Source organism: Labrys monachus (assembly GCF_030814655.1).
Classification (GTDB): domain Bacteria; phylum Pseudomonadota; class Alphaproteobacteria; order Rhizobiales; family Labraceae; genus Labrys; species Labrys monacha.
Genome location: NZ_JAUSVK010000001.1, coordinates 112,493 through 134,093, shown reverse-complemented (window position 1 = coordinate 134,093; position 21,601 = coordinate 112,493). Strand labels below are relative to the sequence as shown.

Here is a 21,601-nt window from a genome sequence, read left to right as displayed (position 1 = left end):
GTGCAGAGCCTCTCCAACATATTCTGGCTCGGCACCAAGGAGTTGCGCGCCCTTTCCAAGGACCTGATGATGATCCTCTTCATCATCTATTCCTTCGGCATCAGCATCTATACGCAGTCGACCGGAGCCGGCGAGACCGTCAACAACGCCTCCGTGGCGATCGTTGACGAGGACAATTCCAGCCTCTCGCGCTCGATTGCGGGGCTTTTCTATCCCCCCTACTTCCAGACGGCCAAAATGATCGACGCGGCTGATATCGATCGCGCTTTGGACAAGGGGCTCTACACCCTGATCATCGTCATTCCTCCCCGCTTCGAGGCGGATGTGCGGAAGGGGCGCGATACCGAAGTCCAGGTCAACGCGGACGCCACCGCCGTCCAGCAGGCGTCCCTGGGCGCGGGCTATATCGAGAATATGGTGACCGACGAGGTCAAGCGTTACCGGCAGGCCATGGAGCAGACCACGGGACTGTCCTCCACTCTCGTCATCCGCCGTGCCTTCAATCCGAACGGCACGCAATCCTGGTTTCGCGCCATCGTCAGCCTTGCCGATCAGATGTCGATGCTGATCATCATCCTGACCGGCGCGGCGCTCCTGCGCGAGCGCGAGCACGGCACGATCGAGCATCTGCTGGTCATGCCGCTGACGGCCTTCGAGATTGCGCTCGCCAAGGTCTGGTCGAACGGGCTGGTGATCATCATAGCCTTCGCCTGCTCTCTTCTATTCGTGGTCGAGGGCCTCCTCGACGTTCCGATCGCCGGCTCGCGCGGTCTCCTCCTGCTCGGGACCATCCTCTACGTCTTCGCCACCGCGGCGATCGGCATCTTCCTCGGCACGCTCGCCCGCACCATGGCGCAATTCGCCCTTCTGATGATGATGACGGTGATGCCGATGATGATGCTGTCGGGCGGCATGTCGCCGATCGAGAGTCAGCCGCAATGGGTCCAGTATGTGACGTGGTTTTTCCCGTCGCGGCACTATGTCAGCTTCATGCAGGCGATCGTCTATCGAGGCGCCGGTCTCGACATCGTGTGGAAGGAATTCGTGACGGTGCTGGTGATGGGCGTGACGTTTCTCGGGTTGAGCCTGGTGCTTTTCCGTAAGTCCGTCGCATCCTTGCGATAGGGCGTGAAAAGGCCGGGGCGCAGTCGGGAACCCGGATGCCCCTCGCGCCACCGGCTGCGACCGGAGAAACGCCCTCGCGTCTGGCGGCGCCCGCTCGGCTCAGGCCCACCACGCCTCCGCCGCCATGGTCCGCGTGCCGGTATCGCTCTCGACGTGAAGCGCGAGGCCGTCCGCCGTCGTGGTGCTCCCGAGAACGAAGGCCTGGCCGCCGATCAGGGGCGCCATCCCCCTGAAGCTGAAACGATCGGGGCACCGGCCATGCAGGCGCGCGGCGCGGTGGAGCAGCAGCGTCGCCTGCAGAGGGCCGTGGACGACGAGCCCGGCATAGCCTTCGACATCGCGGGCATAGGCCAGGTCGTAATGGATGCGGTGGCCGTTGAAGGTCAGGGCGGAATAGCGGAACAGCGCGACGGGGCCGGCTTCGAGCACGTCCTGGCCGGGCGCGAACGGCCGGGTTTCGGCGGTCGCGGCGGCCGGCGCTCCGCCGTCGCGATAGACGATGTCCTGCCGTTCCGAAACGGCGAGGCCCCGTTCGGTCTCGTAGCGATGCGTCACGCCGACGAAGCACAGCCGGCCGCTGCGTCCCTGCTTCATGACGATATCGGCGACCGTGGAACGCCGCTTCACCCGGTCCCCGGTGAGAAGCGCGTCATGGAAGGTCGCGCTGCTGCCGGCCCACATCCGCCGCTGCAGCGGGATCGGCGGCAGGAAGCCGCCGCGCGCCGGGTGCCCGTCCGGGCCGAGGCCGGATTGCCGGGCGATCGGCGGGGCGAGGCACCAATGGATGCCGAGCGGCGCCGGCTGCCCCGCATATGCCGCCGCGTCGAGATCCAGCACCGCCGCCAGCCCTGCCGAGAGCCGGGGCGCGATCACGTCGTCGGCTTCCTCCGACGAGCCGATCCAGTCCCGCCATGCCTCTTCCGTCCCCAATGCCTCTTCCGTCCCTAATGCCTTTTCCGTCCCCATGCCTCAATCCTCCAGCCCGAGTTGCGCCCTGATCTGCCGGCTGTGCGATCCGAGCGCCGGCACCGGCCCATAATCGCGGGCGTGCGAGGCGAAACGGGCCGCGGGCGCGGGCAGGCGCTGATCGCCTTCCGCCAGTTCGACCGAGATGCGGTGCAGATGCGGATGGCGGGACAGCGCCGCCATGTCGTTGATGTCCGCAAACGCGATCTCCGCCTTCTCCAGCCGGGCGATCAAGGCCGGACGTTCCGTCGAGGCGAAGACCGCCCCGACCAGACCGTCGGTCTCGCCACGATTCGCCACCCGCAGCGTGTTGGTGGCGAAGCGCGGATCGGAAGCCGCCCCCGGCTGTAGCAGGACGTCCCGGGCGAATTCGGCCCATTCGCGGTCGTTCTGCACGGCGATGAGGACATCGGGGCCGTTGCGCGTGCGGAAGGCGCCATAGGGGGCGATCGAGGGATGCGCCAGGCCGATCCGCCGGGGCGGCGTGCCGGCCTCGTGCAGCAGCAGCGGCACGGTCAGCCATTCGGCGATGACGTCGAACATGGCGATGTCGATCGCATCGCCCTCGCCCGTCCGGCCGCGCCGCAGCAGCGCCTCCAGGATGGCGGCATGGGCGGTCGCGCCGGTGGCGATGTCGACGACCGAAAAGCCGACCCGGCTCATGCTGTCCGCGGTGCCGGTCAGCGAGGCGAGCCCGGACTCGGCCTGGACCAGGAGGTCATAGGCCTTGCGCCGGGCCAGCGGCCCCTGCTCGCCATAACCCGAGATCGAGCAGAACACGACCATGGGGAACTGCTCGCGCAGGCTGGCGATCGACAGCCCCATGCGGTCGAGCGCACCGGGCTTGAGATTCTGCACGAACACGTCGGCGCCGCCGATCAGGCGGCGCAGGGCCAAGCGCTCCTCCGGCCGGCGCAGGTCGAGCACGACCGACTTCTTGCCCCGGTTCAGCCAGACGAAATAGCTGCTCTGCCCCTTGGCCGCGCCGTCATAGCCGCGGGCGAAATCGCCTTCCGGCCGCTCGATCTTGATGACGGTGGCGCCGGCATCGGCGAGCCGTGCGGTGCAGAACGGCGCCGATACCGCCTGCTCCAGCGAGACGACGGTCAATCCTTCGAGCGGTTTCATCGTCGCCTCAATAGGAGCGGGGCATGCCGAGGACATGCTCGGCGAGGTAGCTGAGGATCAGGTTGGTCGAGATCGGCGCGACCTGGTAGAGCCGGGCCTCGCGGAACTTGCGCTCGACGTCATATTCCTCGGCGAAGCCGAAGCCGCCATGGGTCTGCACGCAGGCCTCGGCCGCCGCCCAGGACGCCTCCGCCGCCAGCATCTTGGCCATGTTCGCCTCCGCGCCGCAATCCTCGCCGGCCTCGAACAGCGCCGTCGCCTGCGCCACCATGAGTTCGGCCGCACGCATCTGGGCATAGGCGCGGGCGATCGGAAACTGCACGCCCTGGTTCCGGGCGATCGGTCGGCCGAACACTTCGCGCTCCCGGCCATAGGCGACGGCCTTGTCGACGAACCATTTGGCATCGCCCACGCATTCGGCGCCGATCAGGATGCGCTCGGCGTTCATGCCCGAGAGGATGTAGCGAAAGCCCTTCCCCTCCTCGCCGACGAGGGCGTCGGCCGGAATCGGCACGTCGTCGAAGAACACTTCGGTGGTCGCATGGTTCATCATCGTCCGGATCGGCCGGATGGCCATGCCGTTCCCGAGGGCCTCCTGCATGTCGATGAGGAAGACCGAAAGCCCGTCCGTGCGCTTCGCCCCCTCGGACTTCGGCGTCGTGCGCGCCAGCAGCAGCATCAGGTCCGAATGCTCGGCCCGCGACGTCCAGATCTTCTGTCCCTTGACGATGTAGCGGTCGCCCTCCCGCCGCGCGAAGGTCCGGATCGAGGAGGTGTCCGTGCCGCTGGCCGGCTCGGTGACGCCGAAGGCCTGCAGGCGCAGCCCGCCGCTGGCGATCGCCGGCAGATAGCGCGCCTTCTGCGCCGCGCTGCCATGGCGCAGCACCGCGCCCATGACATACATCTGCGCATGGCAGGCGGCGCCGTTGCAGCCGGCGTGCTGGATCTCCTCCAGGATGGCGGCCGCGCCCGACAGCGGCAGGCCGGCGCCGCCATATTCCTCGGGAATCAGCGCCGCGAGATAGCCCGCCTCGGTCAGCGCCTTCACGAAAGCGGTGGGATAGGCCCGCTCCCGGTCGAGCTCGCGCCAATATTCGCCGCCGAAGCCGGCGCATAGTTTTTTAACCTCGGCCCTGATCTCGGCATAATCGGCACCGGGCGTGCGATAGGTCGCCATGACATCCCCCATCGAAGACCGGCGTTATGGAAGCCCCCGCTCGTCGCGGGCAGAGGGTTTGTCGCACTTTCTGTTATGCCGTGCGGGCATGGCCCGGGCAAGCCTGCAACGAATGGACTGGCTGCAACGAAGGGACTGCCCGCAATGAAGGGACGCGGCGGCGCCGTCCTGCAACCGGGCGGAAATTGTCATCGGCCGGGCGGTATCTTAAGAACGTCGCGATGAAAGCATGAGGCACCGGCATGGTCGCAAGCGCAGACGCCACCGTCGATCTCGATCGCTATTGCGAGCGCATCCTCTATTCCGGGCCCCTTCGCCCCACCCACGCCACGCTGTCGGATCTGATCGAGCACCACGTCGCCGCCATCCCCTTCGAGAACATCGATGTCCTCCTCGGCCGCGGTGTCGACATTTCGGCCGGTGCCGTCGACGCCAAGCTGATCGGCGGGCGCCGGGGAGGCTATTGCTTCGAGCATAACGGCCTGTTCCGGCGGGTACTCGCCACGATCGGCTTCCGTGTCGAGCCGCTCGCGGCCCGTGTGGTGTGGATGGCCCCTGCCGATGCGCCGCCGCTGCCCCGCACGCATATGGCGCTGCGCGTCGCGCTGGAGGAGCCCTGGCTCGTCGATGCCGGCTTCGGCGGCTGCGTGCCGACCTCGCCGCTGCGCCTCGCCGACCCGGCGCCCCAGCAGACCCGGCACGAGGCGTTCCGCATCACGCCGCAGGGCAGGGAGGCGCTGGTCGAAGCCGAACTCGACGGCATCTGGCAGCCGCTCTACGTCTTATCGCCCGACGCCCTGCTCGACGTCGACTATGAGCCGCCGAACTGGTTCACCGCGACCCACCCCGCCTCGATCTTCCGCAGGGAGCTGATGGGAGCGCATACGAGCCGCGAGGCCCGCTGGACGCTGAGGAACGGGCGATTGACCGTCCGCCATCGCGACGGGCGCGTCGAACGGCGCCAACTCGACGCCGAGGGTCTCGAAACGGTGCTCGCCGGCCCCTTCGGCCTGCCGGTCGAGGCGGAATGGCGCCCCCTGCTCCATCGCATCGCCGCCACCGACACGCCGAGATGAGGGCGAGCCCAACGAAAAAAGCCCCCTCCGACGGCGGAGAGGGCCCATATTTCATTTTCGCGGGAGACCTACCGGTCGGTCATGGGCAGCGATGGGCCCGGCCATCATAGCCCATATAGGTCCCGGTCGCCCGATTGTAGGTGCGGAACCGCGCGGCGCATGATCCGCCATAGGCGTGATGATGGTGGCTGAGCGCGCTTCCGAGCATGGCGCCGGCCGCCAACCCGAAGATGCCTGCGGCGACCGCGCCGCCGCCGTCGTCATAGCCGTCGTCATAATAGCCGCCGCCGTAATAGCCGCCGCCGCCGTAATAACGGCGTCCTCCGCCGTAGAAGCGATGCCTTCCGCCATGGAAGCCGCGATTGCCGGCGAAGCCGGGATGCCGGCCGAAGCCGGGATGTCCCCCGAAGCCGTGATGTCCGCCGAAGGCATGGCCGCCGCCCCGGCCGGGCACGAAGCGGTCACGGGCTTGCGCGGAGGAGACGCCGGCACCGGCCAGGCTTCCCACGACGGTGACCGCTGCGAGCAGGGTTGCAAGTATCTTGCGCATTGAAATCGTCCTTCTACCGGATTAGAGAAATCAATCGGTAGATGAATTCCCGGATCCGTTCTCTTGTTCCGCGCGAATGAGTCGCTCACGCGATCGTGTCTTCCATCTTACCTATGGGGATGGCCCTAGCCCTTTTCAACGCGGACTTGCGCGCTGCCGCGCCTTGTCTTGACGGTAAATATAATAATTTTTTCGACGACCAATATTCACCCCCCGTTCAGATTTCTTCATCGGCGTATCGGAGCGATGCTTGAGCCTCGCTCGCATGCCTGTCGGCGGGGCGGCCTGGGAGGCCTGCGACACGTTCGAACCATCTCGGTCCGGCTCGCCACCCGAGCCTGGAACCATCGGCGGCCCGCGCGGTTCAGGTGCCAAAAGGAGGCACCGTGGTCGACGCACTGCATTTCGGGGAAGCCGGTCCGATACCCAACAATCCGGACCTGCCGGTTCTGGTCTATCGTGGCGCCTTCGGCGGCGACACGGAGGATATGGCGCGCGCCATGGAAGAACGGTTTGCCGCCAACGGGTGGCCGCCGCAATGGCGCAACGGCATCTATGCCTTCCATCACTATCATTGCGGGGGCCACGAGGTGCTCGGCATCGCGGCGGGCGAAGCGGAAGTCACCCTGGGCGGCGAGGGCGGTCGCACGCTGCCCGTCCGCAAGGGCGACGTGCTGCTCCTCCCGGCCGGCACCGGCCATCGCCGCGTGACCTCGAGCGCCGACTTCCTCGTCGTCGGCGCCTATCCTCCGGGGCAGGAAGGGGACATCCAGCGCGATGCCGCCACGCCCGGCATGAAGCGCAGGATCGCCGCGCTGCCCCCTCCGGAGAAGGATCCGGTCAGCGGCGCGCCTTTCCCGCAGCGAGCGCGGTGACGCGGTCGAACCGGAGCCTGTATTTCGCACGGAACCGAAGTCGATCGAAGGTGTTTCCTACGTCAGTGCGCCGCCCGAAGGTGGAGACGATGAATTTCGTCGGCCATATTCGAAGGGACGACGTGAATATCGAAAGCCATCTACTGTAAAGATCGCTGGAACAATTACTTCCCGGCGCGGTTGTAATGGCAACGCAGGAGGATACAGATGACCTATCAGGATTCAAACTCGAACTTTCCGGCTTCGACCAAGGGCCTCAACGGCATGGACCCCGCCGCGACCACCGACCCGATGGCGCAGACGAAGGAAAAGACCGAGAAGCTCAAGCAGAATGCGAGCGGCGTGCTCGATGATGTGCGCGATCTCGCCTCGACGGCCGCCGAAGAGGGCAAGACCTATGCCCGCACTGCGGCATCGGATGCCTCGGGCGCCTTCAAGGACGCCGTGGAATCCAACAAGACGGCCGGAGCCCAGGCCGTCGCCGATCTCGCCCGGTCCGCCAAGAACGCGGCCGACGAGATGGAAGGCCAGTCGCCGCAGATCGCAAAGATCGTGCGGAGCACGGCCGAGGGCGTCGAGAGGATTTCGACCGACATCCGCGACCGCAGCGTCGGCCAGTTGTTGGATTCGGTGACGGACTTCGCCAAGCGCCAGCCGGCCGCCTTCTTCGGCTGCGGCATCCTGGCCGGCGTGGTGCTCTCCCGGCTCATGCGGTCCTCGGACCGGTAGGGCATCTTCAGGAAATTTGATGGACCTTCCGGTTGGGAAAGTCTGTCGAAACAACAAGTTGGAGCGGATCGCGGGTCGGTGGAACCGCCCTTTGCTCCAGACCCGGCCGCGCACGCCGCCTGGTCGCCGTACCGGGACAGGCGCGACCATCTGCCTGTCCCGGACGATGCCCGCCGGCTATCCGGCATCCTCTCATTGATCCACGGAGGCGAGCATGCCTGACCAGGCGAACCGTCCGTTTCTGTCGCTCGTCGACATGGCGGGCATCGAGCTGAGATCCCAGCTCGGCCAGGAAGCGCAGCTTCTGCAGGCCGAGATGAAGGCCAAGGTCTCCGTGATCCAGTCGACCGCGCTCTATGGCGGCGTCGCGGTGTTCTGCATGGCGCTCGGCGCCATCGCGGGGACGGCGACGCTGGTGCTTTTCCTCGTCTGGCTCGGACTGGCGCCGGTGCTGGCGACGCTCGTCGTCAGCGTCGCGCTCCTGCTGGCCGGGGCGATGTTCCTGTGGCGGGCCCGCGCGCTGATGCGAGACTGGACGCTTCTCCCGGTCCGGACGATCGCCGCCGTGCGGGCCGACGTCGCCACCTTGAAGGAGGCCGTGAGCCATGTCGCATCCTGAAACTCGTCCTGACGCCGGACTTGCCGCTCTCGAAGCCGGCCTCGTCCGCAACCGGGCGGAGATCCGCGGCTCCGTCAGCGAGATCGCCCGCCGGCTGAAACCCGCCAATCTCGTCGATGCCGCCCTGGACAAGGTCTCGGGCAAGGCGACGGCGATCGCCGGCGACGCCGTGGATGTCGTCAGGCGGCATGGAGGGCAAGCGGCCCTGTTCGGAGCCGGCGCCCTCCTTGCCTTCGACATCGGCCGACGTGCGACGCAGACCCCGGCGGCACCGGCGGCCGAGACGGCGGACGGTATTGCCGAGAGCATCCAGTCGAGTCCTCCGGACACACCGACGCGCCAGGCCGATATCCTCGCCAGCGTCGGAAACCTGCCGATCGTGCTGAAATATTGGGGCGGCGGGCTCGCCGCGGCGGCCATGGGCTATTCGATCGCCAAGGCGGTTCCGGTGTCGGAAACCGAACGGCACCTCATGGGCGAGATGCCCCGGGAGCTGAAGGCGGGCGTCCAGTCGTTCTGGCGCGAACACGCCCTCGGCGCCCGGCAGGCCGGCGCGCAGGCCTTCGGGATCGCCGGCGTCGCGGCGGCGGCCCTCGGCACCATGGCGGCCCTCGCCGAGATCATGGCCGGCAACGGGCGCGGCCCCGGCAAGGCGGCCTAGCTAGGAAGACCTCGTACGCCGCAAGGACAATGACGGGCAAACTTTCATCAGGCGCCCGAGAGCAGCGGCCAAAGACCAAGCACGACCACGCCCCCCGCCGCTGCAATTTCCAGAATATGACCTATCATTTTGCGTACTCCCCCGGTTTGAACCATCACCGGCAATAGCCTTGTCCGGAGCGCCACGGCCATCAGGGGAAAAGCCGCAACGGTCACCAGCATGCCCACAGCGAAGGTCGCTGCCAAAATCAGACCGGAGCCGACAATCCCCTTCATCATGGCGTAGGACATGATGAAGGTGGTGAGCGGGCACGGCACCAGGCCGGTCGCAATGGCGAGGGCGGGAGCCGAACGGTGATCGCCACGGCGATGGGGCCGAAACGCTCGCCACAGCAACCATAGCCCCACCAGGATGATCAGAATCTGGCTTGCATGCTCCAGGGCAGGCGCCCGGCCGGCCCCCGTAATCGTCCGCTGCAGGATGGCAAACCCGAAAAGCACGAGGACGGTCGCAGACCCGACATGCGTGACGATGAGAAGGCTGCTCGATCCAATCGCGCCGAGCAGGCGGCCATCACCGGCATAATAGGAAGCCAGCACCGCCTTGCCATGACCCGGCAGAAGAGCGTGCAGCAGGCCGAAACCGAACGCTGCCGCGATCAGCGCGGGCAATCCCGCAAGCCCCACGCTGCCCACGGCGTCGAGCGTGTGAAGTGCATTTATATAAAGGCCGCGCTGCAGCGCGAAAATCGTGTCCATCAGCCTTTCCGATGCCCTGCCGGAGTGTCAGCAGTTCCGCGGCCTCTACAGCGCGCCCTCGCCCGGCGCGCCCGATGATTGAAATTCCGCGTGGATTTTGCCGTCACTGTAGGTGACGTCACAGACCAGCCGCGTCACCGTTCCCCCGTCCGGGGCGAGAACGGCTATGCACTGGCCAGTCACATCACGCGTGGTGTTGCGATCGATTATGTTGGCAACCAGCAGAAGATGCTTGTCCCGATCAAGAGGCATGCCCCCATAACCTACGAATTGCAGCGAGCCGGCAGCGGTCCGCAGGGCGTAGGCAATGCGCCCGGAATGCGCGGTGACGATGGTGGTCAGTTGATCACAGCCGACCAGCTCATTCCCAATTCTGAGGTCGACGCAGCGGCCCGGTGTAACCACCATCCGGACATCGGTATCGGCGAGCGCCGACACCAGGCCCGAGGCCGCTCCAACGACCCCGGCAGCCCAGCCTGCGAGGACCATCATCCCTTTGGCCCGGTCAGCTATCCTATGAATGGTGATGGCCTTCTGGCTCCTTCATCTCGAAATGCAGCGTCTCCTGCCGCCCGGGTACCGCCAGATGCAGTTCAGCGGTGAACTCATGCGGCTCGGCCGGCGCAAGCGTGCTCTCCAGGGTGTGATGATCGCCGGCGGCCGCCTCCAAGGGCAACGTCTCGCGCCCGTCCGGACGGTTGATGACCACGACCGCCTCAAGTCCATCCGCGTGGCTCGCCACCACCAGGCGGAAGCGTTCGCCCGCAGGCGTGTCGACGATAGCAAGCTGGCCCTTGGCGAGCTCTCCGTCGACGATAAACGGCTCCGGCGCATGATGGTGCCCATGCCCGTGATCGTGGCCATGGGCGTGGGGCAGCACCTCGAAAATGTTGGCGTCGTCCGGCGCTGCGAAGGTGATTGTGGCCGTGCGCAGGGCGGGCATGTGCCCCATGAGTTCGCCGCGCAGCCGATCGGCCAGCCGGGTCGCTTCACTGACCGGCAGGCTGTCGTTCACGGCGATCGCCACATCGGCGTGCAGCCGATGTCCCAGCCAGCGGGCGCGGGCATCGACGATCTTCACGCCCGGGACATGCTCGCCCGCATGGTGGATTTCATCGGCAAGGCTTGGCTCGACGCCATCCAGGGCGCGGGTGATGACGGCCCGGGCCGACTGCCACACGATGCCGAAAATGGCGATCGTGATCAGAAGGCCGATAATCGGATCGGCGAGAGGAAACCCGGCCCATACACCCGCAGCGCCGAGGACGACGGCCAGACTTGTCAGGCCATCCGTCCGGGCATGGTAGCCGTCCGCGATCAGGGCCGTGCTTTCGATCTCGCGGCCGACGCGGATTCGGAAGACCGCCACGATTTCATTGCCGAGAAAACCGATGATGCCGGCCGCCGCCACCCAGCCGAGCTGTGTGATGGCCTGCGGGTGGATCAGACGGTCGATCGCCTCATATCCGGCGATGACGGCACTGAACAGGATGATGAGGACGATCAGCAGGCCGGCAAGGTCTTCAACCCGGCCGAGGCCGTAATTGAAGACCTTGGTGGGCGGCCGCCGGACCAGGACGAAGGCGATCCACAGCGGAATCGCCGTGGTGGCGTCACCGACATTGTGGATCGTATCGGCCAGCAGGGCGACCGAACCCGAGGTAAAAACGACGATGAGCTGCAGGATGGCCGTGATCGCCAGGATGACGAATGACCATTTGATGGCCCAGATGCCTTTGGCCGTCGTGGCGATCGAGGGATCGACCACACCATGGGTGTGGCCATGGCCGCCGGCGCCGTGATCGTGGCCATGCCCGCCATGGGAATGGCCGTGGTCCTGCCCGCCGAAGCCGAGCCTGTCGAGGATATTCGCTGGCATGGCCTTGCTCACAGGTATTTTGAGAGGGTTTTGAACTCGCGCAGCGCCTGCTCGGCCGGCATGCCGCCCTGCTGCACGGCGTCAGCGATGCAATGCTCCATGTGATCCTGGATCAGCGTGCGCTTGACTGTGTGGATGACGCTTTCGACCGACTGGAGCTGCTGGGCGAGGTCGAGACAGGGACGCCCTTCCGCGAACATCGTCAGAATGCTGCCGATATGGCCATGGGCTTGCTTGAGGCGGGCGATGATTTCAGGGTGTGAAGCATGTTGCATAGCCTACCCCTACCCCCTAGGGGGTAGGGGGTCAAGATCGGTAAAAGCACTCCCTGTCCCGGCGATACAGCGCGACATCCGCGGGCCCGTCCGCGCAGGAATGGTCGACATAGGTGGTGATCGCGTCGGCATAGGGGGGCCGGAACGGCACCGCGCCTGGGGTGGCGGGCAAGCAGCGCGACAACGTGAATCAGCAGGCCCATGGGCTTGTGATATCCGAAATCTGCCGCGCTGGGGACGGACCGGATCAAGGCTTTTCCTCCGGTCGCCGAGGCCCGTCCGCCCCATCGTTTCGCGTCGCCAGCGACCGCTCTTTCGACCGGGCCTTGCGCCGCTCGTCGCGCAATTGCTCCAGCGTGGGCTGCCACCATCCCCTGTCGCGCTCCGCCTCGCTTTCGGGCCAGCGCGAAGGCCAGGCCTTCACCAGTTCGGCATGGGTCGGCGGGCGCCACTGCGCCCATACCGCCACACCCGGGCCGACAGCGCCGTAATGGCGCCGCACGATGTCGTCGTCGGCGATCTCCCCGGTGATGTCAGTGAAGATCACGGCGCCCTGCCCGGTCATCAAGACCCGCTGCAGCGGCGGCAGGGCATCGGCCGGCACGGGGTGGCGATGCCGGCGCCGCTCGCCCGCCCGGGCCGCCGCGTCCTCGCTCTCCGGCGTGCCCCTGCGCGCCTCCTGCCGCTTGCGCCGTTCCTCCGGTTCGTTCCGGCGGGCCGCCGCCTCGATGGAAGGCCAGCGGCGGCGCAGGTCCTCCCAGGCGCGGAAGGGAACCCGCCAGGCCTTCAGGTCCGGATCCCACCACGCCCACGGCACCGCCCGCAATTCCTCGACGACCGTCTTCGAATAGGGCGTCCTGATCCGCAGATCCTCGGCCGCTTCGAGATAGGGGCTGTCGATCGGCTCGAAGGCGAAGGCGTCGCGGCCCTTCTCGTCGGCATGAGCGAGCACGCCCGCCAATTCCCGGCCGAGCCACCGGTCGATGCGCCGCCCGGCCGTCGTTCCCGGCACGAACCAGGCCCGCAGGTCGTCGCGCCAGCGTGCGCGGGGGAACGCGGCGCGAAAGCGCTCGACGGTCAACCGGTCATAGGGAAAGGCCGCGATCGCGCCCGGCTTCTCCGCGGCCGCATCCGTATCCTTCACCTCGATATCCGTCCTCGAAGGCATTGCCCGCTGGCCCGTCGTCGCTTCCGGCCTCGATTGCCCATCATACCACGCAGCGGCCGACCGGATGAACAGGGCGGGCATCCCGGCGGACACCAGCCAGGTTTACCGTCATCGGCACGAGCACCTCAATGTCGACACCATCCCGGCGCAACAGGCGCGGGGGGCATCTCGGACCATCACGCGTCGCCGTGACACCATGAAGGCTTGCTCCCGATGAAGCTCGGCCGGCTCGTTTTGGCTTTCCTCATCCTCGCCGGCAGCGGAACCGCCGCGGCCGGATATTGGCTGCTCGATCGCGACCCGCTCCTCTCTTTGCCGCGGCCGCGGCACGCGCTCGCTGCGGCGCAGACGGCCGGCCATGTGGCGGACGGGCGCATGATCCGGCACGTCACCCTGCACAGCGCCGAACTCGGCGATATCGGCATCGCCCTCAGCCTGCCCGATCCCCTGCCCGACAGGAAGCTGCCCATCCTCGTCGTGCTCGGCGGCCTTGGAAGCGGCGAGAACAACATCCGCTACGTGACCGACGCGGGCGACAACGCGGTCGTCGGCTATGACTGGCCGATGCCGGTGCATTTCTACGGCGCCGGCCGGTCCCTCGCCCAGATACCCGCCCTCTACGGGCAGGTCGTCGGCATTCCCGCGCAGGTGACGTCGGCCATCGACTGGCTGGCGGCACAGCCCTGGGCCGACGGCCGGCGTGTCAGCCTGCTGAGTTTCTCGCTGGGCGCTCTCGTCTCGCCGGCCGTGCAGGACGTCGCCGAGCATGACGGCCGCCCCATCGGCTGGACGATCCTGGCCTATGGCGGCGCTCCCTTCGGCGACCTGATCGCCGCCAGCCCGCATGTCAAGCCGGCCTGGATCCGTCCTCTCCTCGGCTCCGCCGTCGACCTGCTGCTGGGTCCGCTCCAGCCCACCCGGCACCTCGCCCATCTCTCCGGCGATTTCCTCGTCCTGGAGGGACGCGGCGATTCCCTCATCCCGCCGCAGGCTCGCGCGCGCCTGCGCGATGCGGTTCCCCTGCCAAAGACAGTCGTCGCCTTCGATGGCGACCATATGGGCGTGGGACAGGACAAGATGGCGCTGCTCCGGCAGATCGTCGCCGTGAGCAAGGCGTGGCTGGTGGGGCAGGGTGCGGTCGATCCGCTCTGACGGCCCCTCGCAAGACTCTCGAAGGGACGCAGCAGGTTCTGCTCAGGAGACGCGCCGGGTCGTCCCGCAATTGCGGCAGGTCAGGCGGCCGCCGTCCTGCAGCATGTCGGTACTGTTGCAGACCGAGCAGACGAAGGCTCTCCTGCCGCCCCAGAGAGCGGGCGGCATCGGCGACCGCGGGATGTCGAGACCGTCGCCGGGAAGGTCGGCCCTGTCTCTGGACGGGATCCGCTGCCGCGCGGCGTCGATGGAAAGCAGATCCGCCGTCGACGCGTGAAAGCTGGAATGCTCCGCCCTGTGGGCCATCGACCGAATGGGGTTCGCCATCTTTGCTCCTACCGCCCTGAGGCCTGCCGCAGCATGGGACAACTTCCGGGGGACTTCGGGACAATGGACCGAGGCCACCCCTATCCCATCTCAACTTCCGCGCGACCGGATCGTTCCATGGCACCGTCGCTGGATTCTTCGCGATCGGAACCCGTTCATCGATATGCGTATCGCCGTGGCTCCAGGGGGCGATCTCATGCGCTAGCAGGCTGCGGAAATTCACTACCCGAAGCGCGAGCGATCTGATTCACTGATTGTTGTGGATTGCTTGGAGGGGCTGATGCGCGGATCGGATGAACAGACGGGTGCGCTCTTTAGTTATCAGAGCCCTGAATCGCTTGTTCCTCGCGATCATCCGCTACGTGCCATCCGCCTTGTGGTGAACGCGGCTCTCGAACGGTTGTCCGAGCCGTTCTCGAAGCTCTATTCGCCGTATGGCCGCGCCTCGATCGCACCGGAGAAACTGCTGCGGGCCTTGTTGGTGCAGGCCTTCTTCGGCATCCGTTCCGAGCGCCAGCTCATGGAGCAGGTGCGCTACAACATGCTGTTCCGCTGGTTCATCGGCCTGTCGATGGATGCGCCGATCTGGGATGTGACGGTGTTCACCAAGAACCGCGACCGGCTTTTGGAGGGCGACATCGCGCGGGAATTTCTGCTTGCGATCCTGGCCGATCCGCAGGTCAAGCCCTTGCTGTCGAGCGAGCATTTTTCGGTGGATGGCACGCTGATCGCCGCCTGGGCGTCGATGAAGAGCTTTCAGCCCAAGGATAGCAGCGGGTCACCGCCCGGGCCGGGCCGCAATGGCGAGCGCGATTTCCGGGGCGAGAAGCGCTCCAACCAGACCCATGAGAGCACCACCGACCCGGATGCCCGGCTTTATCGCAAGGCGGACGGCCAGCCCGCCAAGCTGGCCTATCTCGGCCATGTCCTCATGGAGAACCGCAACGGCCTCATCGTCGATGCCGAACTGACGAAGGCCACCGGCTGGGCCGAGCGGGCGGCGGCCGAGGCGATGATCGAGGACGCCGCGCCGGCCGGCCGTGTCACCCTGGGCGCCGACAAGGCCTATGACGTCGCTGCGCATGTGGCCAGGTTGCGCGCTCTCGGCGTGACGCCGCATGTCGCGCAGAACGCCACCAACCGCCGGTCAGCCATCGATCGGCGCACGACACGCCACCCCGGATATGCCCTCAGCCAGACGATCCGCAAACGCATCGAAGAGCCGTTCGGCTGGATCAAGGAAGCCGGCGGCTTCCGGCAAACAAAACACCGAGGCCAAGAACGGGTCGGATGGATGTTCACTCTCAGAGCCGCAGCCTACAACCTCATCCGACTTCCCAAACTCTTCGCAACGACTTGAACCGGAATACCGGAAAAACGCATCGATACCCGATCCAAATCCGTCAGAAATCCCACTCCAACTGCATGAGCAAAAACGAAAATCACCTATACAGATGTCAATTTCCGCAGCCTGCTAAGATGGTCGCCCGCGTTCCGGCGACATCGAATCGCCGGGACATAGTTGGAGGACGCACATGGTTGATTCCGGTTCCGACGAGGCCCTCTTCGCCAGCCTGCGCGACAGGCTCTTCACGGCAGTGGCCGGCGACGTGCTCGACAGGATGGGCCACCGCCGGCAGTTCCTGCCGCAGGCCATCGGCCCGCTTCGGGCCGACATGAAGATCGTCGGGCGCGCCATGACGGTGCTGGAGGCCGACGTCTTCGACGACGTCTCGGTCACGGGGCGCGGCCCCCTTTCCGGGCGCCCGTTCGGCCTGATGATGGAAGCCCTGGACGACCTCGCGCCCGGGGAGGTCTATATCGCCACCGGCTCGTCGCTGACCTATGCGCTGTGGGGCGAGCTGATGTCCACGCGCGCCATCCATCTCAAGGCGGCCGGCGCGGTGCTGGACGGCTATGTGCGCGATGCCGCCGCGATCGAGGCGCTGGGCTTTCCCACCTTCTGCCGCGGCATCTATGCGCAGGACCAGGGCCCGCGCGGCAAGGTCGTCGACTATCGCACGCCGATCGAGATCCAGGGCGTGCGCATCCATCCCGGCGACCTCCTGTTCGGCGACCGCGAAGGCGTGCTCGTCATCCCGGCCGGCGCCGAACGGGAGGCCGTCGGCCGGGCACTCGAAAAAATCGCCACCGAGAACCAGGTGGCCGCGGCGATCCGGCAGGGCATGAGCGCGAAGGAAGCCTTCGAGACCTTCGGGGTCTTGTAACAGCCCTCCCCGGCAAAGCGGGGCGCGCATGCCCCTGCGCCTCGCCGAGGCGCCGCCCGCCCGTCATCCGGCATATTCATATTGCCGGCCCCGCCGGAACGGGCGCAGAATGGCGGCGTCCGTCATCGGGGAACAAGACAGCGATGCATATCAAGCCCGCCTATCTGTTCGATCTCGACGGCACGCTGGTCGACAGCGTCTACCAGCACGTCCTCGCCTGGAAGGAAGCGCTCGACGAGGAAGGCATCGAATTGTCGGTCTGGCGCATCCACCGCAAGATCGGCATGAGCGGCGGCCTGTTCACCAACCAGCTGCTGCGCGAGACCGGCCTCGAGATCAGCGAGGACAGGGTCCAACGGCTGCGCCAGCTGCACGCCCAGGCCTATCGGCGCCAGGCGGGATCGATCCGCCCGCTGCCCGGCGCGCGCGAACTCCTGCGGACATTGACCGACCTCGAAATCCCCTGGGCGATCGCGACGAGCGGCCGCATGGAGACGGCCGCCACCAACCTGGCCGCCCTCGGCGTCGACCCCGGCCTGGTGCCGGTGGTGACGCGCGACCAGGTCAAATATGCCAAGCCCGATCCGGACCTCTTCCTCGCCGCGGCCGAGAGGCTGTCGGTGCCGATCACCTCGGCCATCGTCGTCGGCGACAGCATCTGGGATATGCTGGCCGCCGCCCGCTGCCGGGCGCTCGGCGTCGGATTGCTCTCGGGGGGCTACGGCTTCGAGGAACTGCACCATTCCGGCGCCCTCCTCGTCTATGAGGATCCGGCCGACCTGCTGGTGCATCTCGACGAAGCCGGCGGCCGGCAGTGACCCCGGCAAGGGTTCCTTTCGGTCGCATCCCTGTCAGGCGGGCAACTCGTCGTACCGGGCCTTGCCGTCCATGAGCGTGAGCAGGACAGGGGTCCTGTGAATGTCCTCCGGCTCTACTTCGAACAGGTTTTTGCCGAGGACGATGAGATCAGCCTTCTTGCCGGCTTCGATCGAGCCGATCTGATCTTCCAGCCGAAGCTGATAGGCGCCGTTGATCGTGTAGGCACGGATCGCCTCTTCGACACTGATCCGCTGCCTCGCGACCATGGGGGGATCATCGGGGAAGCCCGGGCGCTTGCGCGTGACGGTCGCCTCCAGCTGGAACAGCGGCGGGACCTCGTCGATGTCGACGCCGGGCAGGTCGGCGCCAAACGTGACCGTCGCGCCCGAGCGGACCAGATCGCCATAAGGGTACACGCGCTGTTCCACGCGTTCGGCGCCGAACAGCCTCTTATATTGCTCGACATAGACGCCGTCATAGTTCGTGGCCCAGAGCGGTGTGCCGTTGGCGATGATTCCAAGGTGCCTGAACCGCTGGACGTCGTCAGGATGCGTCAGGCTCAGATGACAGATCGCGTGACGCCGTCCTTGCGGACCGAGTCGCGTCTGCACGTCCTCGAGGGCGTCGAGCACGGCCCGGACGGACCCGTCCCCGTCGGCGTGGATATGCATGTCGAATCCGGCGCGCTGGGTGGCCTCGATCTGCGCCCTGATGTGGCTCGGTGGCAGAGTGATCGTTCCCCTGAAGTCCGGCTGATTGGCGAACGGCTCCAGCAGCAGCGCGGTGCCGGCGACGGCCGTGCCGTCCACCCACATCTTGCAGATCGAGATCTGCACATGGGGCGAGCGCAGCCTTGCATTCCAGTCGACGAGCTCGGCGGCGATGGCCTGCGGATCATCCTCGACGTTGCGGGTGAAGACCGTCCCGACGATGCGGAGCGGCAGCTCGCCGCGCCGATCCCGTTCGATGAGATCCCGCCACGCGGCTTCGGCGGCTCCGTTGGACGGGCCGGCGAGCAGGCCCGCCTCCATATAGGCGGTCATCCCGAAGGCGGGCGCGCGGTCGATCGTCAGCCTTTGAGAATCGCGGATGGCTTCGAGGGACATCATGCCGAGGGCGATGGCGACCGGGAGCGCAGCTGCGGTTTCGACCGCGGAGCCCGTCGGCGTTCCGTCGGGGTCGCGCTTGTAATATTGCTTGCCCGGGTCGGGATCGGGGCTGTGCCGATTCAGCCCGGCCGCCTTCATCGCCGCCGTATTGAACCAGAGATCGTGTGCATCGGCGTTGAAGATGTACATCGGACGATCGCCGGTGAGCTCGTCGAGCCATTCGCGGCGCGGATAATCGTCACCGAACGAAACGCCGACCGTCCAGCCGTGGCCCCGCAGGGGCGCATCGAGCGGCTGCGTGGCGATCCACTTACGGATTTCGTCGAGTATCCTGTCCTTGCCGACGAGGCCGCGAATGTTCACGCCCAGTTTGGTGAGGGCCGCCACGGCGAGGTGGTCGTGGGCATCGATGAAGCCGGGCAGCAGCATTCGTCCATGAAGGTCGACGACGCGCGTCGCGGGGCCGCGCCACGTCTGCGCCCCATCGGCATCGCCGACGTAGACGATCCGATCGCCGAGCACCGCCACCGCTTCAGCCGAGGGTCGGGCGGGATTGACCGTGTGGATCGTTCCGTTGAGAAAAAGCCAGTCGGCTTTTCCGTCTGCTGGCGTTGCGGGCTGCGGCTTCGCTGGCGTTTCCGCTGAAAAGCCCGGCGACGGCGCGTCGACCGCGGCCGCCATGAACACGCCGGCGCCGCGCGGCGCCTGGCTTCGCGAAGCGGGGAAGCACCTGTCGAGGGCTCTCATCCAATCGCAGCTCGGACACATGGCTCAACGTATCCTCTTCACCCCGCCGTCTTGCAAAGGTCCGGTGCGCAAGGCTGATCGAGAACGCATACCGTCGCTCCTTCTTCCACCTCGCGCCCGCCTGAAGAATTGATCTGGGTCAATCTCATGCCCATGCGAACCCAACGAATTCGCTCCCCAAGGGTCCGTCCCGGAAGGGTCGGCGGGGAACGTTCCGGGCGTCACGTCGGCCAGGACCAGCCTCGTCCTGGTCGAGCCGATGTCGGCTGGTCGTCGACGACGCGACGTAAGGGAATGGAGGCGCCTCAGGCCGTCTCCAGCGCCAGGGCGATCCCCTGGCCGCCGCCGATGCACAGGCTCACCAGCCCGCGCTTCAGCCCGTCCCGCCGCATGGAATGGACGAGGCGCGTCGTCAGCACCGCGCCGGTCGCCCCGATCGGATGGCCGTGGGCGATGGCGCCGCCCTCGACGTTGACGATGTCCTCGGGCAGGCCGAGCTGCCGGATCGCGGCGAGGGGAACGGCGGCGAAGGCCTCGTTGATCTCGATCCTCTCCACGCTCGAAAGCGCCCATCCCGCCCGCTCCAGCGCGATGCGGATGGCCGGCACGGGGCCGAGGCCGAACAGCCCGGGCTCGACCGCCGCGACGCCATAGGCGACGAGACGCGCCGCCGGCGCCAGCCCCGCCTTGTCGGCGAAGGCGCCGGTCGACACGATCATGGCGGCCGCGCCGCTGTTGAGGCCCGGCGCATTGCCGGCGGTGATGGTGCCGTCCTTGCGGAAGGCCGGCTTCAGCCCGGCGAGGCCCTCGATCGTCGTGTCGGGCCGGGGCGCCTCGTCGTCCGCGAAGACCGCCATGCCCTTCCGGCCCTTCACCTCGACCGGCACGATTTCCCCGGCGAATTTCCCGGCCTTCTGCGCCGCCGCGAAACGCTGCTGCGACCGGGCGGCGAAGCGGTCCTGATCGACCCGCGAAAGCTGCAGCTGCGTCACCAGATCCTCGGTGTGCCAGCCCGAATGCTCGCCCGAGAAGGCGTCGACGAGCCCGTCGGTCAGCATGGAATCGAGGATCTCGGCGGGCCCCATGCGATAGCCCCAGCGCCCGCCCTCCATCAGATAGGGCGCGCGGTCCATGTTCTCCATGCCGCCCGCCACCGCCGCCTCCATTTCGCCGGCGATGATCTGCTGGGCCGCCGTCACGATCGCCTGCGCCCCGGAGCCGCACACCCGGTTGACCGTCAGCGCGGGCACCGAGACGGGAAGGCCGCCGCCGATGGAGGCCTGGCGGGCCGGGTTCATGCGGTTGCCGGCCTGGATGACGTTACCCATCACCACCGAGCCGATGTCGCGGCCGTCGAGGCCGGCGCGGCGAAGGGTCTCGCGGATGACGAGGGCACCGAGATCGGTCGCGCGCGTCCCCTTCAGCGCCCCGTTATAGGCGCCGATCGCCGTGCGGACGGGATGGCTGAGGACGATGTCTGCGGTGGTCATGGCGCTGATCCTTCCGATATGCCGGCGCTGTTCAGAAATGCTCGACCCAGGGCCGGAGCTCGACCTCGAGCGACCAGGCGTCGCGCGGCTGGCGGAGGAGGTCGAGATAGGTCTGGGCGATGCCCTCCGGCGACAAGGTCGAGTCCGGCCGATCCGGCGGTTCCGGCCGCCGCTCGCTGCGGACCATGCCGTCGACGACGATATGGGCGACGTGGATGCCCCTCGGCCCCAATTCCCGCGCGCTGCTCTGGGCGAGGCCCCGCAGGGCGAACTTGCCCATGGCGAAGGCCGCCGAATGCGCGAAGCCCTTCAGGCTCGCGGTGGCGCCGGTGAGCAGGATGGCGCCCCGACCGAGGGGAAGCATGCAGCGGGCCGCCTGCTGCACGACCAGGAAGCCGCCGAAGGCGCTGATGGCGAGGGCGTTGCGCACCGCATCGGGATCGAGTTCGGCGATCGGCCCCTGCGCCCGGGCGGAGGCGTTGTAGACGACGACGTCCGGCGTACCGAGACGGCCGGCGACGGTATCGAAAACCGCAGCGACCGAGGCGGGATCGGAGGCGTCGCCCGGCAGAGCGAGCGCGCCGATCTCCCCGGCCAGGCCGCCGAGCTTCTCGGGCTGGCGCGCCACCAAGGCGACCTTGAGGCCGGCCGCCGCGAATTTTCGCGCGACCGCGGCGCTGATGCCCGGGCCGGCACCGACGATGAGGGCGGTGGAATAGGGAGTGGTCGCCATGGCAGGCTCC

Annotated in this window: 23 protein-coding genes; 10 read left to right on the top strand and 13 right to left on the bottom strand. The window is 67.2% G+C overall.

Annotated features, from left to right (window positions below; all coding sequences use genetic code 11):
- A complete protein-coding gene (locus J3R73_RS00600; protein WP_307421495.1) occupies window positions 1–1,125 on the top strand; it encodes an ABC transporter permease in 1,125 nt (374 codons plus the stop codon).
- 99 nt (window positions 1,126–1,224) lie between these two features.
- Here the strand turns inward: J3R73_RS00600 and J3R73_RS00595 are convergent, their stop codons facing one another.
- Genes J3R73_RS00595 through J3R73_RS00585 form a run of 3 tightly spaced genes read right to left on the bottom strand, consistent with a single transcriptional unit; the run spans window position 1,225 to window position 4,396 of the window.
- On the bottom strand, window positions 1,225–2,091 hold the full coding sequence (locus J3R73_RS00595; protein ID WP_307421493.1) for an HTD2 family dehydratase: 867 nt from the start codon (window positions 2,089–2,091) through the stop codon (window positions 1,225–1,227).
- A gap of 3 nt (window positions 2,092–2,094) precedes the next feature.
- Window positions 2,095–3,219 carry a CaiB/BaiF CoA transferase family protein gene (locus tag J3R73_RS00590; protein WP_307421491.1) on the bottom strand — a complete coding sequence of 375 codons (1,125 nt, stop codon included), beginning with the start codon at window positions 3,217–3,219 and terminating at the stop codon, window positions 2,095–2,097.
- A gap of 7 nt (window positions 3,220–3,226) precedes the next feature.
- Window positions 3,227–4,396 (bottom strand): acyl-CoA dehydrogenase family protein, encoded by a 1,170-nt coding sequence (locus J3R73_RS00585; protein WP_307421490.1) that lies wholly within the window; start codon window positions 4,394–4,396, stop codon window positions 3,227–3,229.
- A 242-nt stretch (window positions 4,397–4,638) separates the two neighbouring features.
- Here J3R73_RS00585 and J3R73_RS00580 point away from each other — a divergent pair, with 242 nt between their 5' ends.
- On the top strand, window positions 4,639–5,472 hold the full coding sequence (locus J3R73_RS00580; protein ID WP_307421488.1) for an arylamine N-acetyltransferase family protein: 834 nt from the start codon (window positions 4,639–4,641) through the stop codon (window positions 5,470–5,472).
- 79 nt (window positions 5,473–5,551) lie between these two features.
- Here the strand turns inward: J3R73_RS00580 and J3R73_RS00575 are convergent, their stop codons facing one another.
- The gene (locus tag J3R73_RS00575; protein ID WP_307421487.1) at window positions 5,552–6,022 is read right to left on the bottom strand and encodes a BA14K family protein; all 471 of its coding nucleotides are present in this window, start codon (window positions 6,020–6,022) and stop codon (window positions 5,552–5,554) included.
- Window positions 6,023–6,408: 386 nt separating this feature from the next.
- Here J3R73_RS00575 and J3R73_RS00570 point away from each other — a divergent pair, with 386 nt between their 5' ends.
- From J3R73_RS00570 to J3R73_RS00555, 4 genes are all read left to right on the top strand, one after another.
- Window positions 6,409–6,897, top strand: a complete 489-nt coding sequence (locus J3R73_RS00570) for a cupin domain-containing protein (RefSeq protein ID WP_307421486.1) — start codon at window positions 6,409–6,411, stop codon at window positions 6,895–6,897.
- Window positions 6,898–7,104: 207 nt separating this feature from the next.
- Entirely contained in the window at window positions 7,105–7,626 is a 522-nt protein-coding gene (locus J3R73_RS00565) for a hypothetical protein (protein WP_307421485.1), read from the top strand.
- 214 nt (window positions 7,627–7,840) lie between these two features.
- Window positions 7,841–8,245 (top strand): phage holin family protein, encoded by a 405-nt coding sequence (locus J3R73_RS00560; RefSeq protein ID WP_307421484.1) that lies wholly within the window; start codon window positions 7,841–7,843, stop codon window positions 8,243–8,245.
- Complete coding sequence (locus J3R73_RS00555; RefSeq protein WP_307421483.1) at window positions 8,232–8,906, top strand: hypothetical protein; 675 nt, start codon at window positions 8,232–8,234, stop codon at window positions 8,904–8,906. The genes J3R73_RS00560 and J3R73_RS00555 overlap by 14 nt, the downstream gene beginning before the upstream one ends.
- 47 nt (window positions 8,907–8,953) lie before the next feature.
- Here the strand turns inward: J3R73_RS00555 and J3R73_RS00550 are convergent, their stop codons facing one another.
- The 5 genes from J3R73_RS00550 to J3R73_RS00530 form a co-directional block, all read right to left on the bottom strand.
- Complete coding sequence (locus J3R73_RS00550) at window positions 8,954–9,664, bottom strand: HoxN/HupN/NixA family nickel/cobalt transporter (protein ID WP_307421482.1); 711 nt, start codon at window positions 9,662–9,664, stop codon at window positions 8,954–8,956.
- 45 nt (window positions 9,665–9,709) lie between these two features.
- On the bottom strand, window positions 9,710–10,156 hold the full coding sequence (locus J3R73_RS00545) for a hypothetical protein (protein WP_307421481.1): 447 nt from the start codon (window positions 10,154–10,156) through the stop codon (window positions 9,710–9,712).
- Window positions 10,157–10,178: 22 nt separating this feature from the next.
- Window positions 10,179–11,543 carry a cation diffusion facilitator family transporter gene (locus tag J3R73_RS00540; protein ID WP_307421480.1) on the bottom strand — a complete coding sequence of 455 codons (1,365 nt, stop codon included), beginning with the start codon at window positions 11,541–11,543 and terminating at the stop codon, window positions 10,179–10,181.
- 8 nt (window positions 11,544–11,551) lie between these two features.
- Window positions 11,552–11,818, bottom strand: a complete 267-nt coding sequence (locus J3R73_RS00535) for a metal-sensing transcriptional repressor (RefSeq protein WP_307421479.1) — start codon at window positions 11,816–11,818, stop codon at window positions 11,552–11,554.
- 247 nt (window positions 11,819–12,065) lie between these two features.
- Entirely contained in the window at window positions 12,066–12,986 is a 921-nt protein-coding gene (locus J3R73_RS00530; protein ID WP_370879830.1) for a hypothetical protein, read from the bottom strand.
- Between the two features lie 213 nt (window positions 12,987–13,199).
- Between J3R73_RS00530 and J3R73_RS00525 the strand changes: the two genes are divergently transcribed.
- Entirely contained in the window at window positions 13,200–14,138 is a 939-nt protein-coding gene (locus tag J3R73_RS00525) for an alpha/beta hydrolase family protein (RefSeq protein WP_307421477.1), read from the top strand.
- 42 nt (window positions 14,139–14,180) lie between these two features.
- On the opposite strand, the gene J3R73_RS00520 is transcribed toward J3R73_RS00525, so the two are convergent.
- On the bottom strand, window positions 14,181–14,465 hold the full coding sequence (locus J3R73_RS00520; protein ID WP_307421476.1) for a TFIIB-type zinc finger domain-containing protein: 285 nt from the start codon (window positions 14,463–14,465) through the stop codon (window positions 14,181–14,183).
- A gap of 280 nt (window positions 14,466–14,745) precedes the next feature.
- Here J3R73_RS00520 and J3R73_RS00515 point away from each other — a divergent pair, with 280 nt between their 5' ends.
- The 3 genes from J3R73_RS00515 to J3R73_RS00505 all read left to right on the top strand — a co-directional run bounded on the left by J3R73_RS00515 (window position 14,746) and on the right by J3R73_RS00505 (window position 17,511).
- Complete coding sequence (locus J3R73_RS00515) at window positions 14,746–15,825, top strand: IS5 family transposase (RefSeq protein ID WP_307436977.1); 1,080 nt, start codon at window positions 14,746–14,748, stop codon at window positions 15,823–15,825.
- Between the two features lie 175 nt (window positions 15,826–16,000).
- Complete coding sequence (locus tag J3R73_RS00510; RefSeq protein WP_307421475.1) at window positions 16,001–16,693, top strand: RraA family protein; 693 nt, start codon at window positions 16,001–16,003, stop codon at window positions 16,691–16,693.
- 143 nt (window positions 16,694–16,836) lie between these two features.
- Window positions 16,837–17,511, top strand: coding sequence for an HAD family hydrolase (locus J3R73_RS00505; RefSeq protein WP_307421474.1), 675 nt, complete (start codon window positions 16,837–16,839; stop codon window positions 17,509–17,511).
- A 33-nt stretch (window positions 17,512–17,544) separates the two neighbouring features.
- On the opposite strand, the gene J3R73_RS00500 is transcribed toward J3R73_RS00505, so the two are convergent.
- From J3R73_RS00500 to J3R73_RS00490, 3 genes are all read right to left on the bottom strand, one after another.
- Window positions 17,545–19,302: an amidohydrolase gene (locus J3R73_RS00500; protein ID WP_307421473.1), complete on the bottom strand. Its 1,758-nt coding sequence runs from the start codon at window positions 19,300–19,302 to the stop codon at window positions 17,545–17,547.
- A 371-nt stretch (window positions 19,303–19,673) separates the two neighbouring features.
- The gene (locus tag J3R73_RS00495) at window positions 19,674–20,858 is read right to left on the bottom strand and encodes a thiolase family protein (protein ID WP_307421472.1); all 1,185 of its coding nucleotides are present in this window, start codon (window positions 20,856–20,858) and stop codon (window positions 19,674–19,676) included.
- Between the two features lie 31 nt (window positions 20,859–20,889).
- Window positions 20,890–21,591, bottom strand: a complete 702-nt coding sequence (locus tag J3R73_RS00490; protein WP_307421471.1) for an SDR family NAD(P)-dependent oxidoreductase — start codon at window positions 21,589–21,591, stop codon at window positions 20,890–20,892.
- Window positions 21,592–21,601 lie beyond the last annotated feature (10 nt).

Coding starts and splice junctions, on each gene's coding strand:
- J3R73_RS00595 (WP_307421493.1), bottom strand. CDS start 2,091: ATGGGGACGGAAAAGGCATTAGGGACGGAAGAGGCATTGGGGACGGAA.
- J3R73_RS00590 (WP_307421491.1), bottom strand. CDS start 3,219: ATGAAACCGCTCGAAGGATTGACCGTCGTCTCGCTGGAGCAGGCGGTA.
- J3R73_RS00585 (WP_307421490.1), bottom strand. CDS start 4,396: ATGGCGACCTATCGCACGCCCGGTGCCGATTATGCCGAGATCAGGGCC.
- J3R73_RS00580 (WP_307421488.1), top strand. CDS start 4,639: ATGGTCGCAAGCGCAGACGCCACCGTCGATCTCGATCGCTATTGCGAG.
- J3R73_RS00575 (WP_307421487.1), bottom strand. CDS start 6,022: ATGCGCAAGATACTTGCAACCCTGCTCGCAGCGGTCACCGTCGTGGGA.
- J3R73_RS00565 (WP_307421485.1), top strand. CDS start 7,105: ATGACCTATCAGGATTCAAACTCGAACTTTCCGGCTTCGACCAAGGGC.
- J3R73_RS00560 (WP_307421484.1), top strand. CDS start 7,841: ATGCCTGACCAGGCGAACCGTCCGTTTCTGTCGCTCGTCGACATGGCG.
- J3R73_RS00555 (WP_307421483.1), top strand. CDS start 8,232: ATGTCGCATCCTGAAACTCGTCCTGACGCCGGACTTGCCGCTCTCGAA.
- J3R73_RS00550 (WP_307421482.1), bottom strand. CDS start 9,664: ATGGACACGATTTTCGCGCTGCAGCGCGGCCTTTATATAAATGCACTT.
- J3R73_RS00545 (WP_307421481.1), bottom strand. CDS start 10,156: ATGATGGTCCTCGCAGGCTGGGCTGCCGGGGTCGTTGGAGCGGCCTCG.
- J3R73_RS00540 (WP_307421480.1), bottom strand. CDS start 11,543: ATGCCAGCGAATATCCTCGACAGGCTCGGCTTCGGCGGGCAGGACCAC.
- J3R73_RS00535 (WP_307421479.1), bottom strand. CDS start 11,818: ATGCAACATGCTTCACACCCTGAAATCATCGCCCGCCTCAAGCAAGCC.
- J3R73_RS00530 (WP_370879830.1), bottom strand. CDS start 12,986: ATGCCTTCGAGGACGGATATCGAGGTGAAGGATACGGATGCGGCCGCG.
- J3R73_RS00525 (WP_307421477.1), top strand. CDS start 13,200: ATGAAGCTCGGCCGGCTCGTTTTGGCTTTCCTCATCCTCGCCGGCAGC.
- J3R73_RS00520 (WP_307421476.1), bottom strand. CDS start 14,465: ATGGCGAACCCCATTCGGTCGATGGCCCACAGGGCGGAGCATTCCAGC.
- J3R73_RS00515 (WP_307436977.1), top strand. CDS start 14,746: ATGCGCGGATCGGATGAACAGACGGGTGCGCTCTTTAGTTATCAGAGC.
- J3R73_RS00510 (WP_307421475.1), top strand. CDS start 16,001: ATGGTTGATTCCGGTTCCGACGAGGCCCTCTTCGCCAGCCTGCGCGAC.
- J3R73_RS00505 (WP_307421474.1), top strand. CDS start 16,837: ATGCATATCAAGCCCGCCTATCTGTTCGATCTCGACGGCACGCTGGTC.
- J3R73_RS00500 (WP_307421473.1), bottom strand. CDS start 19,302: ATGGCGGCCGCGGTCGACGCGCCGTCGCCGGGCTTTTCAGCGGAAACG.
- J3R73_RS00495 (WP_307421472.1), bottom strand. CDS start 20,858: ATGACCACCGCAGACATCGTCCTCAGCCATCCCGTCCGCACGGCGATC.
- J3R73_RS00490 (WP_307421471.1), bottom strand. CDS start 21,591: ATGGCGACCACTCCCTATTCCACCGCCCTCATCGTCGGTGCCGGCCCG.